At 44.6% G+C, this 16,638-nt stretch carries 17 protein-coding genes; 3 read left to right on the top strand and 14 right to left on the bottom strand.

Translation table 11 applies throughout. The features are described from left to right. Positions 1-273: 273 nt before the first annotated feature. From BBC0122_RS03550 to BBC0122_RS03540, 3 genes are all read right to left on the bottom strand, one after another. Entirely contained in the window at positions 274-738 is a 465-nt protein-coding gene (locus BBC0122_RS03550; protein ID WP_188318076.1) for a copper chaperone PCu(A)C, read from the bottom strand. Positions 739-797: 59 nt separating this feature from the next. Further along, the gene (locus BBC0122_RS03545; protein WP_077991409.1) at positions 798-1,748 is read right to left on the bottom strand and encodes a DnaJ C-terminal domain-containing protein; all 951 of its coding nucleotides are present in this window, start codon (positions 1,746-1,748) and stop codon (positions 798-800) included. A gap of 169 nt (positions 1,749-1,917) precedes the next feature. Continuing rightward, a complete protein-coding gene (locus tag BBC0122_RS03540; protein ID WP_077991408.1) occupies positions 1,918-2,388 on the bottom strand; it encodes an RT0821/Lpp0805 family surface protein in 471 nt (156 codons plus the stop codon). A gap of 76 nt (positions 2,389-2,464) precedes the next feature. On the opposite strand from BBC0122_RS03540, the gene pdxH reads away from it, so the two are divergent. Next, positions 2,465-3,088 carry a pyridoxamine 5'-phosphate oxidase gene (pdxH, locus tag BBC0122_RS03535; RefSeq protein WP_077991406.1) on the top strand — a complete coding sequence of 208 codons (624 nt, stop codon included), beginning with the start codon at positions 2,465-2,467 and terminating at the stop codon, positions 3,086-3,088. 118 nt (positions 3,089-3,206) lie between these two features. Here pdxH and ubiA read toward each other — a convergent pair whose 3' ends face one another. Continuing rightward, entirely contained in the window at positions 3,207-4,217 is a 1,011-nt protein-coding gene (gene ubiA / locus BBC0122_RS03530; RefSeq protein WP_077991404.1) for a 4-hydroxybenzoate octaprenyltransferase, read from the bottom strand. A gap of 92 nt (positions 4,218-4,309) precedes the next feature. On the opposite strand from ubiA, the gene purD reads away from it, so the two are divergent. Then, positions 4,310-5,608, top strand: coding sequence for a phosphoribosylamine--glycine ligase (gene purD / locus BBC0122_RS03525; RefSeq protein WP_077991403.1), 1,299 nt, complete (start codon positions 4,310-4,312; stop codon positions 5,606-5,608). Between the two features lie 347 nt (positions 5,609-5,955). Here purD and BBC0122_RS03520 read toward each other — a convergent pair whose 3' ends face one another. The 6 genes from BBC0122_RS03520 to BBC0122_RS03495 form a co-directional block, all read right to left on the bottom strand. After that, positions 5,956-6,498 (bottom strand): YcxB family protein, encoded by a 543-nt coding sequence (locus BBC0122_RS03520; RefSeq protein ID WP_077991401.1) that lies wholly within the window; start codon positions 6,496-6,498, stop codon positions 5,956-5,958. Between the two features lie 255 nt (positions 6,499-6,753). Then, on the bottom strand, positions 6,754-7,290 hold the full coding sequence (locus BBC0122_RS03515) for a DUF6101 family protein (RefSeq protein WP_077991397.1): 537 nt from the start codon (positions 7,288-7,290) through the stop codon (positions 6,754-6,756). Between the two features lie 151 nt (positions 7,291-7,441). Further along, the gene (locus BBC0122_RS03510) at positions 7,442-8,851 is read right to left on the bottom strand and encodes an FAD-binding oxidoreductase (protein ID WP_077994473.1); all 1,410 of its coding nucleotides are present in this window, start codon (positions 8,849-8,851) and stop codon (positions 7,442-7,444) included. Positions 8,852-8,856: 5 nt separating this feature from the next. After that, positions 8,857-9,816 (bottom strand): L-threonylcarbamoyladenylate synthase, encoded by a 960-nt coding sequence (locus BBC0122_RS03505; RefSeq protein WP_077991396.1) that lies wholly within the window; start codon positions 9,814-9,816, stop codon positions 8,857-8,859. A 12-nt stretch (positions 9,817-9,828) separates the two neighbouring features. Beyond that, the gene (locus BBC0122_RS03500) at positions 9,829-10,482 is read right to left on the bottom strand and encodes a ribonuclease HII (protein ID WP_077991394.1); all 654 of its coding nucleotides are present in this window, start codon (positions 10,480-10,482) and stop codon (positions 9,829-9,831) included. A gap of 72 nt (positions 10,483-10,554) precedes the next feature. Then, entirely contained in the window at positions 10,555-11,757 is a 1,203-nt protein-coding gene (locus tag BBC0122_RS03495; protein ID WP_077991392.1) for a PA0069 family radical SAM protein, read from the bottom strand. 85 nt (positions 11,758-11,842) lie between these two features. On the opposite strand from BBC0122_RS03495, the gene BBC0122_RS03490 reads away from it, so the two are divergent. Beyond that, positions 11,843-12,346 (top strand): hypothetical protein, encoded by a 504-nt coding sequence (locus BBC0122_RS03490; protein ID WP_077991389.1) that lies wholly within the window; start codon positions 11,843-11,845, stop codon positions 12,344-12,346. Between the two features lie 813 nt (positions 12,347-13,159). Here the strand turns inward: BBC0122_RS03490 and BBC0122_RS03485 are convergent. The 4 genes from BBC0122_RS03485 to BBC0122_RS03470 are packed head-to-tail and all read right to left on the bottom strand — an operon-like array spanning position 13,160 to position 16,625. Further along, positions 13,160-13,963 carry a glycosyltransferase family 2 protein gene (locus BBC0122_RS03485; protein ID WP_188318075.1) on the bottom strand — a complete coding sequence of 268 codons (804 nt, stop codon included), beginning with the start codon at positions 13,961-13,963 and terminating at the stop codon, positions 13,160-13,162. A gap of 1 nt (position 13,964) precedes the next feature. Then, on the bottom strand, positions 13,965-14,363 hold the full coding sequence (locus BBC0122_RS03480) for an HAD family hydrolase (protein WP_210188148.1): 399 nt from the start codon (positions 14,361-14,363) through the stop codon (positions 13,965-13,967). Beyond that, positions 14,353-15,819, bottom strand: a complete 1,467-nt coding sequence (locus tag BBC0122_RS03475; protein ID WP_077991386.1) for a hypothetical protein — start codon at positions 15,817-15,819, stop codon at positions 14,353-14,355. The genes BBC0122_RS03480 and BBC0122_RS03475 overlap by 11 nt, the downstream gene beginning before the upstream one ends. Continuing rightward, positions 15,816-16,625, bottom strand: a complete 810-nt coding sequence (locus BBC0122_RS03470; RefSeq protein ID WP_077991384.1) for a lysylphosphatidylglycerol synthase domain-containing protein — start codon at positions 16,623-16,625, stop codon at positions 15,816-15,818. The genes BBC0122_RS03475 and BBC0122_RS03470 overlap by 4 nt, the downstream gene beginning before the upstream one ends. Positions 16,626-16,638: the final 13 nt, after the last annotated feature.

The following is a 16,638-nucleotide window of genomic DNA, read 5'->3' as shown; positions in this document are numbered from 1 at the left end:
AATCAAACCTGCAACCCGAACGGTATCAGAGTTAAAAAAACAGACAATTCCGTTTTATTTTGCCTGCTTGCCTTTAATCGGAAAAATCAGAAAATTGTTGCCTATCGTGCCCCCTGATTGCCGATAAAATGTCTATAATAATTTATCATAGGACGAAAAAGACCATTTGCCCGACATTAACCCCCTTACAATAAGGCCGGATTTCGGAGGCGCTGGTGACAAGAGTTTCGATTGCGCTGGTTATCGGTTTTAAAAGAACAGCCGACTTTCCCGTCAAGGATTATCGGGAACATCGTCGGGTGTTTCGATGGTGAAATTGACTTTTACATCTCCATTTTTTTCAAAATGCAAAACAGCGGGAATCATTTCACCTTCGCGTAATTCATCACGACAGTTGAAAAACATGAAATGATAATCACCGGGTTTGAATTCAAGATAACCGTTCGGCTCGATTGCAAGAGGTTCTACAACCTTTTGCATCTTGACCTTGCCATATTGTTTGATGGTTTCGTGAATCACCACGTGATCGGAAATATCCGCGCTGATTGATAACAAGCGATCTTCATTGAAACCGCCATTATGGATAAGGGCAAATCCTTCTGCACGATTTTCTCCAGTATCGGATTTTTGTACCCACGGGCTTTCAACAGTGATATCGCCTTTCGTGAAGTTTTCAGATAATGCAGGCTGGCAAAACAGATGTGAAAGCAAAAAAGCGAGAACCAAATTTATCTTCATGACAATCCTCATTCCCGCTTTTATTGCAGCGTTGTTGTGATCGCTCCAACCGTTAATTTTCAAGCTTGCATTTTCATGAATTGTTCAAGTCCCGCATCGCCACCTTCCGGAAGCATAATGCGGACATGAACATAAAGATCGTCCCGACCACCCGTTTTGAGAGGTAGCCCCCGTCCTTTCAAGCGCAAGACTTTATCCGAACTCGACCATGCTGGTATCGTCAACATAATGCGCCCGTCAAGCGTATCAACCGGAATCTTGGCACCCAGAACAGCATCTTTAAGAGAGACTGGCAAATCGAGATGAAGTGCTCTTCCCTCGACATGGATATGGGGATGCTTTCTGATGTGGATCGTCACCAAAGCGTCACCCGGCCGACCGTAAGGTGTCGTTTCACCCTGCCCTTTCAACCGGATTGTCTGACCATCCTCGACATAATCGGGAAGTTTGATTTTAAGTTTCTTGCCATTCGGGAAAATGGCTTCGACTTTATCGGCACCGACAAGCTGCTCCAATGTTACATCGAGACTTGCATGAATGTCGGCTCCTTGTCTGGGAGCTTGGGCACGGCTGCGACTGCCAAAGCCCGAAAAACCGCCGCCCCTGTTCGCGCCATTTCCTGCACCAAAGAGATCGCGAAAAATATCACCCGCGTCAAAGCCGCTATTTCCGCCGCCCGAACGAAACTCGAAATGACTGGAGCCATTGCCGAACGGGCTGCTGCGACTGCCAAATCCTTGAGCGCCGCCAAAACCTTGCCCGCCACCGGCAAACCCCTGAAAGACCGGCTTGCCTTCGGCATCAATCTCGCCACGGTCAAACTTTTCTTTCTTTTCCTTGTCTCCTAGAATTTCATAGGCCTGATTGATTTCGGCAAATTTATCCTGAGCACTTTTATCATCCTTATGAAGATCAGGATGATATTGTTTAGCCAGTTTTCTGAATGCAGACTTAATCTCTTGCGGTTTGGCAGTGCGCGCCACACCCAGAACCGTATAGGGATCACGCATATTTATCCTCTTTCCAGCCGAAAATGGGCTTTACCCAAAACGGCTTTATAAAAACTACTCCACCCTGAAGGTGGAAAATATCTCATTCTCTATATGCCTATCAAATAGCAAAAATACCAGATCATTAAATGTTTTTTTAAAGCGTTTTTGATTGCCCCGATTACGAACTTCAATGCACCATATCAAAGGCGGTCATTGTCCAGACTTCGGGTGCTATTTCGCAGACTTGCCCGTGATAGAGGTTCTCGCCATCATAGGCTGAACGGGTTGTTTTGAACCGGCGGCATTTGCGTCCCTTATCGGTGTTTTCGACAATCGCGCTGATTGTCCCCTCGCTACCGGTAATGCTGTTATCCCATTTCAATTCTTCGGGGGCAGTGTCAAGATTTCCGATTGTTCTGATTTCGTCGCGAATAACAAGTTCGTCGGACTGGACGATAGGATCGCCCGGCAATGTGGCTTGAGAATTGACCGAACCGGTGACAAACGATGTATCAACATTGTTTTCTCGCGACGAGAGCGCCGAACCCATATTATCAAGTTTGTCACCCGATATGATACAGCCTTGCATTGGCCACATGATCGTGACAAAAATGACAAAACGACAAAGCCGGCTTTTCAAATTAAAAAAAGCTTCCATAGCTCACTTTTTTCTGTGTCGGCCATGTAGTTTGACAACACTTTATGATACGCAAAACACATAATTCGGATGCATTATGACAGATAAAACGTTAAAAACTGGTGACTTTGTCGAGGCTCATGAACCTTTCGCACTGTTCAAAACATGGATGGATGACGCGGAAAAAAGCGAGGTTAATGACCCCAATGCCATGGCTCTTGCAACGGTGGATCCGACGGGGCTTCCGGATGTGCGTATGGTGCTTTTGAAGGCTGTCAACACGGATGGTTTTGTGTTCTATACCAATTATGAAAGCAATAAGGGCCGCGAAATACTTGCTACCATGAAGGCCGCTTTATGCTTTCATTGGAAATCATTGCGCAGGCAAGTGAGAGTACGTGGACTGGTTGAAAAAGTCAGCGATGAAGAAGCTGATACCTATTATCAATCCCGCGCAAGAGGAAGCCGCATCGGTGCATGGGCATCCAAACAATCCCGACCGCTTGAAAGCCGCTTTGCTTTGGAAAAAGCAGTTGCAGAATATACGGCCAAATATGCGATCGGCAACATTCCCCGCCCGCCTTACTGGTCGGGTTTCAGAATCAAGCCGCTTTCAATAGAATTCTGGCATGACAGGCAGTTCAGGCTTCATGACCGTGTGGTTTTTTCCCGTCCTTCACCCGATGTGAAATCGTGGGAAAAACACCGTTTATACCCGTAAGCATTTCAGCCACGAATGGCACGCTTTCCAATAAACGACTTTGTCCGGCTTTGATTAGATTACAGAGCCGGATTGATACATCTGATTGATTGACCGGATTGGCTTGATTGTCACAAAATTAGCGTGCGAAATAGCCTGACACCAGACCAAGGAATATCAGCCAGCCGACAATGGAATTGGATTTGAACAACCTCAGACACTCGCTATTATTGTCAATGTCGATTGTGATAATCTGGTAAAACATGTGAATGGCTGCAAGGGCGATGCCAAGATAGGCTAAAGTTGGAACACCGGCCAGAATAAACGCACCGAGGCTCAACACTATAAAACCGCTATAAAGGACGATAAGAGCAGGTTTGGTATTTTCACCAAAGAGCCTTGCCGTGGAACGAACCCCGACAATTGCATCATCTTCCTTATCCTGATGGGCATAGATGGTGTCATATCCGATGGTCCACAAAACCGAACCGCAATAGAGGCACAGAGGTGCAAAATCAAGACGGCCGAAAATTGTCGCCCACCCCATCAATGCCCCCCAATTGAAGGCAAGGCCCAAGAAAAACTGAGGCCAGTCTGTGACACGTTTCATAAACGGGTAAATCGCCACAACAACAAGCGATGAAATACCTAAAATAATGCTGAACAGATTGAATTGTACCAGTACGAGAAGCCCGACGAGGCATTGCAGCCCCATAAAAATTTTCGCCTGAAGCCGGCTGACCTGACCGGATGGCAAAGGCCGCGACCGTGTCCGTTCGACTTTGTTATCAATTTTCTGGTCAACGAGATCGTTCCATGTGCAACCGGCGCCCCGCATGGCAACCGCACCAATAAAGAAAAGAAAAAGATACCATATTGCCAGAATAAACGCATATGGATGCGGTTGTGCGGCAAAAACCGGCGCATCCATGGCAAGGATCAATGACCAGAAACACGGCCACATCAGAAGCTTCCAACCAATAGGTCTGTCCCAACGTGCCAATTGGGCATAAGGCCAAAGGGAACGCGGTAAAAAGTGATAGACCCAATGACCGGATGGCGCATCGAAGACACGCCCTCTCACACCTTCCTTTTGGACTGTTTCGCCATTGCTCAAGCTCGCGGAAGTCATATTTTTGTTGTTTACCATTTATAACAGCACACCTTTTACCTTGAAGCTAAAGCATTTCGTTTCTATGACAAGAGCAACGGTTTTAACATCTTCTTCAGCAGGAGCAAGCAATGAACGTTCTTCTCATTGGTTCAGGCGGACGCGAACATGCATTGGCATATAAAATTTCGTCTTCTCCCCTTCTTGGCAAGCTCTTTTGTGCACCCGGAAATCCCGGAACACTCGAATTGGCCGACAATATCGAACTTGATGTAAAAAACCATAAGGTGGTTGGCGAATTTTGCAAGAACAATGCCATTCAACTCGTTGTCATCGGTCCGGAAGCACCTCTTGTCGATGGGCTTGCAGATTCCCTTCGTAATGCCGGGATTCTTGTTGTCGGGCCAAGTAAACTCGCTGCACGGCTTGAAGGATCAAAAGGATTTACCAAAGATTTATGCGCCAAATATAATATTCCAACCGGCGCTTACCAACGTTTTAAAAATGCAAACGACGCTAAAAGTTATATCGAAAAAAAAGGCGCGCCGATCGTTATCAAAGCCGATGGTTTGGCTGCCGGTAAAGGTGTAACAGTCGCCACGACAATAAAGGAAGCTCTTGAAGCGGTTGACGCCTGTTTTGCCGGAGCCTTCGGTAAAGCGGGGGTTGAAATTGTTGTGGAAGAATTTCTTGATGGCGAGGAAGCGAGTTTCTTTTGCCTTTGTGACGGGAAAACGGCCATTCCTTTTGGTTCTGCACAAGACCATAAACGCGTGAGTGATGGTGACAAGGGAGCCAATACCGGTGGCATGGGTGCTTATTCACCGGCACCCGTTATGACCGAAGATATGACCAAGCGCGTTATGAATGAAATCGTCGAGCCTACCATTCGTGGCATGGCCGATCTTGGTTGTCCATTCAGCGGCGTTCTGTTTGTCGGATTGATGATTACAAAAAAAGGCCCCGAACTTATCGAATTCAACGTCCGCTTCGGTGACCCTGAATGTCAGGTTCTGATGATGCGGTTAAAAAGCGATCTTCTACCGGTTCTCTATTCCCTCGCAAAGGGTAATCTCGAAAATGTCGAACTCAACTGGAAAACCGACAAAGCTTTGACTGTTGTTATGGCCGCAAAAGGTTATCCGGAAGCTCCTCAACGTGGCAGTATTATTTCCGGCATAGAAAAAGCGGATAAACTTCCTGACGTGAAAGTTTTCCACGCCGGTACGGCATTGAAAGACGGAAAGATCATAGCCAATGGCGGCAGGGTTTTGAATGTCACAGCAACCGGTAAAACTGTAAAAGAGGCGCAGCAAAAAGCCTATCAAGCGATAAAATTGATTGATTGGCCGGAGGGATTTTATCGCCATGATATAGGCTGGCGCGCAATCGAGCGGGAAGAAGCAGCTAAAAACCGATTGATCGGGTAAAACGCCGAATATCCGGAAAAAACATCGTTTGATATAAGCGGGCTGTCATTCCGTTTCGTGCGTTATAATTTCCTGATACTGGATAATGAAATCAGAATGACTATAAAACAGGATGTTGCAAACAGTGCATCATTCGTTGCCTGTCCGGTAAAAGTCATCAAGGAAATCGGGCATTAAAGGGTGTGTCGGATAATGTGAAGCATTTTCAAAAAAGACAGCTTCACTTTCGACGGTTTTATAGGACGGGTATTCATTTTACCGGTCGGGTTTAACAAAATCGTTTTATTTACAACGTGGCGGGCTCTTCTGATCCGGTTTCAAAGTGAATTTATCAAAAGTCGCTTATTCTATTTTTCTTCAGCCGCTATTTCGCGTTTGAAAATGCTGCGCAAATCTTCCAACTGTTCTTCGTTTATCGGTGCTTTGGGCAATACATTGAATTTTTTGGGCGATATATATAATGCGATGAATGTCGGATATTCCCGCCAACCGGAAAACAGGCGGAAAGGATATGTCCCGCGGATATAGGAGCTTTTTATTGCCACTGCATGGTCATCCCAAACCCAGGTTTGTTCAAGCCCGATCTGTTTGTCATTTTTGACCAGTTGTTTGACATGGTGGGGGATGAGAACAAAATAATTCAGTGCCCAGATTGCAATGATAATCGCGGCATAAATGGCTGAAATTCTATAGAGCGAATGCCCCCAGTTCTGATACCAATCGGCACCATCAATCACCACAAGAACCGCCGACATGACAGCAACCGCCGTTATCCATAGGAGAAAAAGACTGGTAAATGTCCGTTTTGATAGGGCATGATCGCGATAATAGGCTGTAAGCGCTTCAATCGCATCCTGCTTTTCAAGTATAAAAATAATTTGCCGCGTCATTCGGTCCTCCGGTTTAAAACCGCTGGTAAGCTTAACACCGGTTCACTGTCAAATGGCAAAAAAATAAACGAAAATTTCCGCAACTTTTATTTTCTATTGCCGAAACCGAACACCATTATCCTTCAAAATTATCGGATCATTGTCGTCTTTAAAGAAATGCGATTTGATCGAAATTACAAGCTTTTCATGATCCGTTCCACCAAAGACAGGCTTGCAGCGAAAAGTGTGACCGTTTCCGGATGTGGTTTAATTGCGTTATCCAAGCATAACCTGATTGTTGATAACCAGTCTTATGCCCAGAGAGCATCCCCGACACCTCAATGAAAAGTTCTTTTTTGCGTGTTGGTGCGGGTGTTTACCAAAAAAATGTTCAAGCGGCGAGCGATCTTTGACAGGAATAACCGAACCATCATCATTGAGAAGAAGCATCGGCAAATCATAGGTATCTGCCCAAAGTCGCCAATCGAGAAGCACATCATCAAGATCGCGCGAAACAAGAAGCGGAATGCATATATCATGATTTCGGTGTAACAACTCCAGAGAAACCGCTTTTTGCCCTGAAGAAGTCACAACAGCGCGCGCAGCAACACCTTTGAATTGATGGGCAAGTACCAGACGCGACACACGTGAAGCACCGTTTTCATCTTCGATTTTTAACGCTGCTCCACGCTCGTTCAGTGAACAGACAATGGTCTTATCCTGAACATCGAAAGAAACATATTGTGGCAGATGGCAGGGATCCAGTCTCAGTTCAAGCCCTGCTTTTGCCCGATTAGCCCATTGAGTGGCCATATATTTGTCCCCAATATCCTCTTCAATTCAATCGGGAACACCTTAGCGAGCTTTGTTAATAGGTTTGTTAAAAGGTTAGGTTAAAAAATTATTGGTTTGTTTTTTGGTTATCGAATTACAAACAGCGCTTTAAATTATTATTCACCAAAACTTATAGCATTTTGCCCGGATTCATGATGTTTTTCGGGTCGAATAGCTGTTTGATCGAACGCATGAGAGAAAGTGCTACCGGAGATTTGAAGGCAACAAGTTCTTTGCGTTTCAATTGCCCGATCCCGTGTTCGGCCGAAAATGAACCATTATAACTCATAACCAGTGTATGGATACGGTGATTCATTTCCCCCCAAAGGGAAAGATAGGCTTGTTTGTCGGCACCAACCGGTTGCGACACATTATAATGCAGGTTACCATCGCCCATATGACCAAAGCAGACAATGCGGGCACCCGGCGAGATGGCTTCAATGATTTTCGCCGCATCACTGATAAAATCAGGAATCGAGGCGATAGGAACAGAAATATCATGTTTGATCGAACCGCCCTCCAATTTCTGCGCCGGTGACATATCTTCGCGAAGCCGCCAGAATTCCTTCTGCTGGCTCACCGAACGGGCAATGGAGGCATCTTCTATAATCCCCTGTTGGAGTGCATCTGCCAGAATATCTTCTATCGTGTTGCTCGCCTCACCGTCACTATGGGAAGAAGAAAGATCAAGCAGTACATACCATTCACTTTCATGCGCAATTGGAGCATGAGCGCCTTTGACATAGCGCAAAGACATTTCCATTCCGACCTTTGCCATAAGTTCAAAACCGGTAAGCATGGAACCGGCTTTTTTCTGGGCAAGAAGCAGAAGTTCTAACGCTTTTTCCGGACTTTTCATGCCCGCATAGGCAACCGCTTTTCCTTGCGGTTTTGGAAAAAGCTTCATAACGGCAGCGGTGATAATACCAAGCGTTCCTTCAGCGCCGATAAACAGGTCTTTCAGATCATAGCCGCTATTATCCTTCTTCACATAGCGCAAATCGTCGAGAATGCGCCCGTCCGGCAGAACAACTTCAAGACCCAGACAGAGTTCGCGCGTATTGCCATAAGCAAGAACACCCGTACCACCGGCATTGGATGAAAGATTGCCCCCGATCTGGCAAGTCCCTTCCGAACCAAGTGATAAAGGAAAAAAGCGCCCCTTCTCGTCAACCTTTTCCTGTAATGTCTGAAGAACCACTCCCGCTTCCACCAAAGCCAGATTACCTTCGACATCAATCGAGCGGATTCTGTTCAAACGCTCCATAGAAACAATAATCTCGTTAGCACTTTCGTCCGGTTGTTGCGCCCCGACAAGACCGGTATTCCCTCCTTGTGGAACAATGGGGGTTCCGCTTTCGCTCGCAAGTTTCATAATTTCCGAAACTTCTTGTGGCGAGGAAGGGCGCAAAACAAGCGGTGTGCGCCCGTGATAAAGACCGCGTTGTTCGACAAGATAGGATGAAATCACATCCTGATCCACCAAAGCGTGATTGACTCCGACAATTTTTATAAACCGTTCAATCAGCTTTTTGTCCATCATTTCTATTTCCTCGGTGCGGCTGCACGTTGAAGCCGGTCATTGATAGCCTCGCCCAAGCCGGTAAAGGGTATCGGCTCGACAGCTATACATTCAACATCTTTTCTATCAAGTTCCTTCAGATAATGAAACAGGTTGCTCGCCGCCTCTTCAAGATTCCCTCTCTCGCTTAAATTGAGCGTTGCAACAGCATGTGCAGCATTTACGGTTTGTTGTTTTCCAAAGGCTAAAAGCGCTTCCCCGTTTTTGACGTCTTTGGCGTCAAGTCTCACAAATGCATTGGGTGCATAATGGGATTTCAACATGCCCGGTGCTTCGATGGCTGCTCGCTGGTCTACACGTTCAAGCTTCAGTCCTGTTACTTTCTCGATTTCTCCGGTCGCAAGACCACCCGGACGAAGCAGCAGGATGCGTCCTTCCATTACCTTGATAATTGTCGATTCAACGCCGACACGCGTTGCGCCGCCATCGATAATAAGCGGCACTTTTTCTCCGAACATGTCGGCAACATCCTGCGCAGTTGTACTGCTCAAACGGCCGGATATATTTGCGCTCGGTGCTGCAACCGGCCGGCCGAGTTCTTTTACTATTGTCGCGAATATCCCGACAGGATTGCGAACCGCCAAAGTTTTCAAACCCGCGCTGGTAAGCGGGTCTATCGGTGTCGGATTTTTCAGCGGCAAAACCAATGTTAACGGTCCTGGCCAGAAAGTGTCCATAAGCTTTTGTGAAATTGCGTCAATTTCGACAATGTCTTCCGCCATATCCACACCGCTGACATGGGCAATCAACGGATTGAATTGGGGGCGTCCTTTGGTTTTGAATATATTGGCAACCGCTTTGCCATTTGTAGCATCCGCTGCAAGCCCGTAGACCGTCTCGGTCGGTAGCGCCACAAGCTCCCCTTTATCAAGATAGGAAACAGCTTTTGAAACGGCGTCTTTTGACGAGGCAAGAATAATCATTATATCAATCCTCTAGAACGCGCCCTTGATCGGGGCAAAACTGAAACGGTGCAATTTTTTGACCGGCCCTTCATGTTCTATCGCGGCTCGGTGAAACGCCGTTGCATATCCGGCATGTTTTTCAAAACCGTAAGCGGGATAAACTTCTCCCACTTTTTCCATTAACCGGTCACGCGTGACTTTTGCTATAATGGATGCCGCCGCAATAGATTGGGACCGCCCGTCACCTTTTATCAGTGCCTGAGCGGGATAAGCAAGTTTCGGGGGAATATCGCGCCCGTCAACCAGAACATAATCTGCATTGACAGAAAGACTGCACACCGCTCTTCTCATGGCCTCAAGTGCGGCTTTTCTGATATCGGTACGATCAATTTCCGTTGCCGACAGGCTACAAATTGACACGGCTACTGCCGAACGCAAAATCCCGTCATAAAGTGCTTCGCGTTTCTTTGCCGAAAGCTTTTTGGAATCATTTAAGCCGTCAGGTATGTTATTCCGGTCAAGAATAACCGCAGCCGTCACCACTGGACCGGCCAGAGGTCCCCGCCCGACTTCATCCACTCCGGCAATGTTCTGATAGCCTTTTGCAATAAGACTTTCCTCGATCGCGTAATCGGGCATTAAAGGAATATCTTGAAATAGCGGCAGATCATTTTTGTGAGACATGGACAATCCAATTGCATTACAGGAGATTTCGGACAAGTCCGGCCATTCGTATGAATTGCGGGAAATAAATCCTTAATCAATCTTTTTCGTCAAAAGAAAAGATAATTGTTTGGCGACTTTCAGCGGTGGCTTGAAATATCCGGTCTCAAGCTTTGGATGGCGTTCATGCAAGCCCGATCTTTGCCGCGCCAAGCGAAAACGGTCGGCAACGAGTTTTGCAAACGGCCCCTCGCCGGACATGCGTGTTTTCCAATCCGCATCATAATCCTTGCCACCACGCATATCACGCAGAAGCTGCATAACCCGCCTGTAACGGTCGGGATATTCACGCAACAGCCAGTCTTTAAAGAGCGGAGCAACTTCATAAGGTAGTCTGAGCATGACATACCCCGCGTCAATCGCACCGGCATCTTTTGCCTTGGTCAATATGTTTTCTATTTCATGGTCATTCAATCCCGGAATAACCGGCGCCATCATAACGCTCACGGGCACGCCCTTTTTTGTCAATTCTTTGATTGCCCATAAACGCCGCTCCGGCGTTGCGGCGCGTGGTTCCATGAGGCGGGCAAGCTTTCTGTCCAATGTTGTTATGGATAAAGCCACGCGGACAAGCTTTCGCTCAGCCATTCTTTCAAGAATATCGCAATCCCTTACAATTAGTGCCGATTTTGTTGTGATACAAACCGGATGGTTGCATTTATCCAATACTTCAAGAATTTGCCGCATAATCTGCCAGTTTTTTTCAATTGGCTGGTAGGGGTCTGTATTGGTTCCGATAGCTATTGGCCGGACTTTATAATCGGGTTTTGACAATTCCCGTTCCAGAAGTTTTGCCGCGTCGGGTTTGGCAAATAATTTTGTTTCAAAATCAATCCCTGCCGACAGTCCCATATAAGAATGAGTCGGGCGCGCAAAACAATAAATACAACCATGTTCGCACCCGCGATAAGGATTGATAGAACGATCAAAGAAAATATCGGGGGAAACATTGCGGGTAATAATCGTACGGGCTTTTTCGGTTTCTACAGATGTTTGAAGCGGAGAAAGCTGTTCATCCATATCCCAACCGTCATAAAAACGTTCGCATGACTGTTTCTCGAACCTTCCGGCAGGATTGAGCGCCGCTCCCCTTCCCCTGGTTTTTTTGTCTTCCAATCTTATCATGGATTGATCGAGAAAAGCACTCCCGCCAGCGGCCGACATTGCGTCAAATGCCAGCCGGTCGGCCTCGGTGATGACTTTTACCAGATGTTGATCGATTTGTGCTTTTCCCATCCTTTCGATCTACCATGGTGATACGAACAAAACAAGAACATAAATTATCGTGCTTTTGACAAAATAATGATTTAATTGAAAGATTATGGTTAGTGTTATTATTCACGCAAATGAAGACATAGATCCCTTGGCCGATACCCTTGCAATGCTTGTATCGGGCAGCGTGTTCGGTCTTGTTAGCGAGGTTATTTTGTGGTCGGAAAATCACAGCAATGTCTTGAAGACAGTTGCCGATGATACCGGCTGCCGTTATCTCTCCCGCAGCGATTTAGGCACTGCGATCACGTCGGCAAAAAGCAAATGGTTGCTTTTTCTGGTACCGGGTGCACGGTTACTCGACCAATGGCGGGAAATTTTAAGTCGTTATATTGAAAATGAAACAAGACCCGCCCAGTTCCGATTAATTGGAACGAAAAAGGTTACGAAATTACGCCGATTTTTGGGGTTAAATCGCCAACTTGAAGGCGGGCTTCTCATTACAAAAAATCAGATTGCTTCGATTTATAATAATCAAACTCCACTACATAAATATTTGCGAAAGCTTAATCCCGTCACCCTGCCTATACAGATCTTGGATTCCAGCCAATAATTTCAGACCGCAACGCAATTTGTTGAAACACCGTGTGTTCTCTACGAATTCATGGAGAAAGCACAACAGACAACAGAGGTGCTTTTCTACAACGGAAATGGAAATTGACTTTTTGAACTGGAATATATTGTTTTCAGACTCAAAATATAGTTGCTCCTGAAATTGAGCTGCTTACCTACAGCCGAAGTTTGGAAATGACCGGATCACCGTCAAATTGATAAGTTCACCTCACTGCTTTTATCCGACTTCGAGCGAATTGACGTGTTTTCATCAATCAAATGAAATTTTATCACGCTGTTTTTGGACACATGGTGATGAGAGATAAGCTGACCCGAATCATTTGAAACTATTTTGCCAAGACACGGCAAATAAATTTTTCATGATTTAAAAATCGCAAAGCACATAGCCCTCTTCCTGTTTCATGGATTTAACCGGTCGGTCGTTGATGAAGCTACCTGACCTTCGGGAGAGGTATTCAGCAACCGGACTATCGAACTTCGGAACTGCCCCATGAGAGGATGTCGGCGGTTCCTTTTCACATGGAATTTTTGCCGAGCTATCAGGAAATTAGTCTGTAATCATCCGGGTGTTGTACCCGCCTCCACCATTTCATGATCTGAAGCGACGCAATAAGTGTTGGCTAACTTGCTTTTATTGCAAATCCAAACATTGCAATTCCGGTTTCTGATCTCTTTAATTTTCTTAATTTTCAATAGAGAATCATTTTATCTAGCAACGCTTTGAGTCTGATAAAGAAGTTCACTTTGACAGCCGCAAATAGTGTGTGTGCCTGAGAATTCTCACCTGAATACATTATTTTTTCACTGTGGGATCAATCCGGAGTTCGTCATCGTTGTTTTTCAAACTATATGCAGGATCCCATTCCGGCTTAAAATCGGCTAAAAATGCATTCAATTCATCCGGAGTTCCAAGAGCATGAACTTTGTTAATCGGAATATCTGAAAATGACACTTTCATCCTGTTTTCAATAAGAGTGTTATAGAGTGGTGCAATATACCGTTCACCTTGAACAAGATTATCGGCATGAGAAAAATACCGGTTATATGCAGCTATATAATCTTCGCCCGACTTAAACCAATAAAGCCCGATAGTTGCGTAATCGGATATGCGTTTCTTCTCTACAAGTTTTTCTGCCCATCCTTGCTGATCGGGCAAAAGGAAGCTCCAATGGTCTCCATTTGCCCGAAAACATGGAACCCATCCGTCAGAATTTTTTCTAATGGACTGAGGTGTCAAGACATCGGGTTCGACATAGGTATCAATGTTATAAATCAACAATTCTGAATTTGGTAACCAATGTTCAGAAGACAATATCGCGCTTGTTGCCTGCCCGTCTGTCAACTTATCGATTTCAACAATGCGAATGTCGTTAAGCCCAAGCGCCTCACTCTTTTTTATCAAGAAATCGGACGAATTATTTTCTTTAAGGCATACATAGACAACCCGACTGTCTTTAAAAAAATTTTTAAGCGACAATAACGACCAATCAAAGAGTAATCTTCCGTGCGCCTCAATCTCGTATTTCGGGACTTCATACCCTGCTTTGCGAAAACGACTTCCCAAGCCCGCCATTGTAATAACTATGGTGCGTGACAAATTATTTCTCCCCAAGTAGCGCATGAATTTCTTCTTCGCTCAACTTCAAGAATTCATCTGGTCTTATTGCGCGGTCATCAATGTAAAAACCGTTTTTGCGCGGCCAAGGCTTACCGAATAAAATTTCATCATAAGGAACGCTCCATTTATCAAGCCATTCGAGGAGGACAGGAGCCGTGTATTTGTTAATCTCTGCCAAATTGCCTTTATAAGTCTTCATATTTCTGGAGGTAAAAAGAAGAATTTTGTACCCCTTGGACTGATAATGACGAAGCTTTTCGATGAGTGACAAATTCGGCGTGACATCAGAATAGGATTGTTCAGGCGTCTTTAACGCACAAAGCGTACCATCAACATCAACAATCAATGTTCCGTCAATTAAAGGAGTATCACTGTTCACCCTGCACCTCATCTAGTATTTTTTTTGCCGTTAAAATAAATGCCATGACTTTATTCGGATGGTCCAAATGTAACGGTAACATAGACAGAAATAGTGAAGCTTCACACAAACGGATGAGCTTTATATCCAATTTTTGTTTTTTTATTTCTTCTATAAAAATATTTTTCAATTTTTGATTATCAGGACACTTCAAATCAAGACACAAACGATTTTTATCGTCAAAAGATACCTGGAACAGATCATTATTGATGAAATCATAATTTCCAAGAACACTGTGCGAGATCTTGCAAATGTCATAGAAAGGATGCGTCCACAATTGTTCCTCTCGCACAGCCCCTTTCGGATCGATAAACTTCAGAAAATGATGAGTCTGGTCATACAGGATATTGGAAAAACAGGGATCCCCATGTCCAAAACAGAGACTATCCAGCAGTAATTTTTTCTCCAAGCTTCTATAAATATCAAGATAGCGGGACTGTAAATGTTTGATCTCGAATTCTGCATCAGATGCAGACAATTGCAAATTGATCTTCTTCCCCAAATGACTATCTAAAAATTGTTTTATTCTTTTTTCAACTTTGTTTACGTACAACTCGCGTGTTGTCTGTAACATCTCATCACGATCAACTGCTTTTTGCGGACGGTCGGATAGAAAAGCCATTATCCGTTGAATAAAGGGCAAAAAAGTTTCTTCTGTAAATGCGTTATGAATCCACTGGAGCGCGGCATCAGCAAAATAATAACGCATCATCCGGTAAGAACTTTGATCGTTATCTTCTTTAAAATCGAATGTTTCGACAAACCATGGCTTCATTCTCTCGGATGCCAAATGATAAAAGCAATATTCAGCCTTCATTTTATTTCGATCTTCAGAAGACTTCGTATAGTACAAAGAATCAATTTTCACACTGTTGAAATGGCGGGTTTCCGTCGAGCCGGATGAATATTGTAAAAAATCGCTAATTTTTGCCAAATCTATTGGACGATTGACTTCCAGTTGGGCTTCATCGTTCCAGAATTTTTCCCAACGAGTAATTGGCGAACATGAAAACAAATCCCACATTACAATGAGATCATGCATGTCATAAAAATAGGCCAAAAGTGGCTGAAAACGCTTGTCAGTAAAATTTTCATAAGCATAAGGCAACCGCAATACAAGTTTTTCAAGATCACCACTATCCTGAAAAGCTGCTCTGGTTGAAATGACAAAAGCTGAAATACGTGTTTTCGAAGCAGAAAACAAATCATGCAACGCTTTGCAGTCATCGTTTTGGGTTAAATGAAAGACATTATCTCGCATGGAAATGGGCAAACTGTCGACCAATGTATGATACAATTTGCGGCGACGTAGCGTAATATCTCCAAATCGCCTATGGCCGACGATATTTCTTAAAACTTCGGGCACCCATTCGCGATCGTCGATAATAATCACCAAATCACTCTTCATTGCAGTCATCGCGGTTGCTTTCCAAGCTTCAAAAATTTAAAAATTAAAAAGATGATAGTGCCGCATAATGTAAGACATGCCAATGAGAAAGATTGAAAAAAGCCGAACCCTTGGCCGGCACCATGAACCTGATTGCTAAGACTTCCAAAAAGTCCGAAAGCAAATGAACTGTCAGACAGCATATCACGATCGGATACTTGTGACATAAAACAGGAATAAGCCAATATTTCAAAGATCCAGATGAGTGCAGATGATAACCAGAATGCGGCAATCCGACCTTTTAAGCAATCGCGTATCGTTAACTCGAACTGTTTAAAAACGTAGCTTAACTTCAATAGACGTAATCCTCGATCTGAAGAGCTTGTGAGCACCAGATATCGGTTAAGAAAAACAAAAGTATGAGACAAGGAATATAGTCCAAGAAGTGCTAATATCGAGACTGCGGAAAACACGATAAATACGTTACGCACAGTTTGCGGTATTTCAACGCCGACAGCCCCTAACAGCGAAATAAATAAAATCAACGTCAAAACATCGCCGATTCTTTCTATAAGCCAGATAGCCAGTGCTTTCTGATGTCCATCAAATACAATGTAAAAAGCTCCAATCCGAAAAAGCTCCCCTAATTTTAGAGGAATAACGGCTGCCGGAAAAGATGCGATTGTATGAGCCAACAAAAGTTCAGGTATTTTTCTACGTTGGTCTAAAGTAAGGTTGGCAAGTCGAACCATGCGCAATACATGGCTCAATAAATAAAGAAAAATAATGAGAAGCGGTTTTAAAATGTCCGCTTGGCTGATTGTCTGTCTGATCATTGGACTTAAATGC

The sequence above is a fragment of the Ditibartonella choladocola genome (assembly GCF_002007565.1).
Classification (GTDB): Bacteria; Pseudomonadota; Alphaproteobacteria; order Rhizobiales; family Rhizobiaceae; genus Bartonella; species Bartonella choladocola.
This window is presented reverse-complemented; position numbering and strand designations above follow the sequence as displayed.

Bases quoted from the DNA above. Each gene is read 5' to 3' on its own strand.
- BBC0122_RS03550 (WP_188318076.1), bottom strand. From the start codon at position 738: ATGAAGATAAATTTGGTTCTCGCTTTTTTGCTTTCACATCTGTTTTGC.
- BBC0122_RS03545 (WP_077991409.1), bottom strand. From the start codon at position 1,748: ATGCGTGATCCCTATACGGTTCTGGGTGTGGCGCGCACTGCCAAACCG.
- BBC0122_RS03540 (WP_077991408.1), bottom strand. From the start codon at position 2,388: ATGGAAGCTTTTTTTAATTTGAAAAGCCGGCTTTGTCGTTTTGTCATT.
- pdxH (WP_077991406.1), top strand. From the start codon at position 2,465: ATGACAGATAAAACGTTAAAAACTGGTGACTTTGTCGAGGCTCATGAA.
- ubiA (WP_077991404.1), bottom strand. From the start codon at position 4,217: ATGGTAAACAACAAAAATATGACTTCCGCGAGCTTGAGCAATGGCGAA.
- purD (WP_077991403.1), top strand. From the start codon at position 4,310: ATGAACGTTCTTCTCATTGGTTCAGGCGGACGCGAACATGCATTGGCA.
- BBC0122_RS03520 (WP_077991401.1), bottom strand. From the start codon at position 6,498: ATGACGCGGCAAATTATTTTTATACTTGAAAAGCAGGATGCGATTGAA.
- BBC0122_RS03515 (WP_077991397.1), bottom strand. From the start codon at position 7,290: ATGGCCACTCAATGGGCTAATCGGGCAAAAGCAGGGCTTGAACTGAGA.
- BBC0122_RS03510 (WP_077994473.1), bottom strand. From the start codon at position 8,851: ATGGACAAAAAGCTGATTGAACGGTTTATAAAAATTGTCGGAGTCAAT.
- BBC0122_RS03505 (WP_077991396.1), bottom strand. From the start codon at position 9,816: ATGATTATTCTTGCCTCGTCAAAAGACGCCGTTTCAAAAGCTGTTTCC.
- BBC0122_RS03500 (WP_077991394.1), bottom strand. From the start codon at position 10,482: ATGTCTCACAAAAATGATCTGCCGCTATTTCAAGATATTCCTTTAATG.
- BBC0122_RS03495 (WP_077991392.1), bottom strand. From the start codon at position 11,757: ATGGGAAAAGCACAAATCGATCAACATCTGGTAAAAGTCATCACCGAG.
- BBC0122_RS03490 (WP_077991389.1), top strand. From the start codon at position 11,843: ATGGTTAGTGTTATTATTCACGCAAATGAAGACATAGATCCCTTGGCC.
- BBC0122_RS03475 (WP_077991386.1), bottom strand. From the start codon at position 15,819: ATGACTGCAATGAAGAGTGATTTGGTGATTATTATCGACGATCGCGAA.
- BBC0122_RS03470 (WP_077991384.1), bottom strand. From the start codon at position 16,625: ATGATCAGACAGACAATCAGCCAAGCGGACATTTTAAAACCGCTTCTC.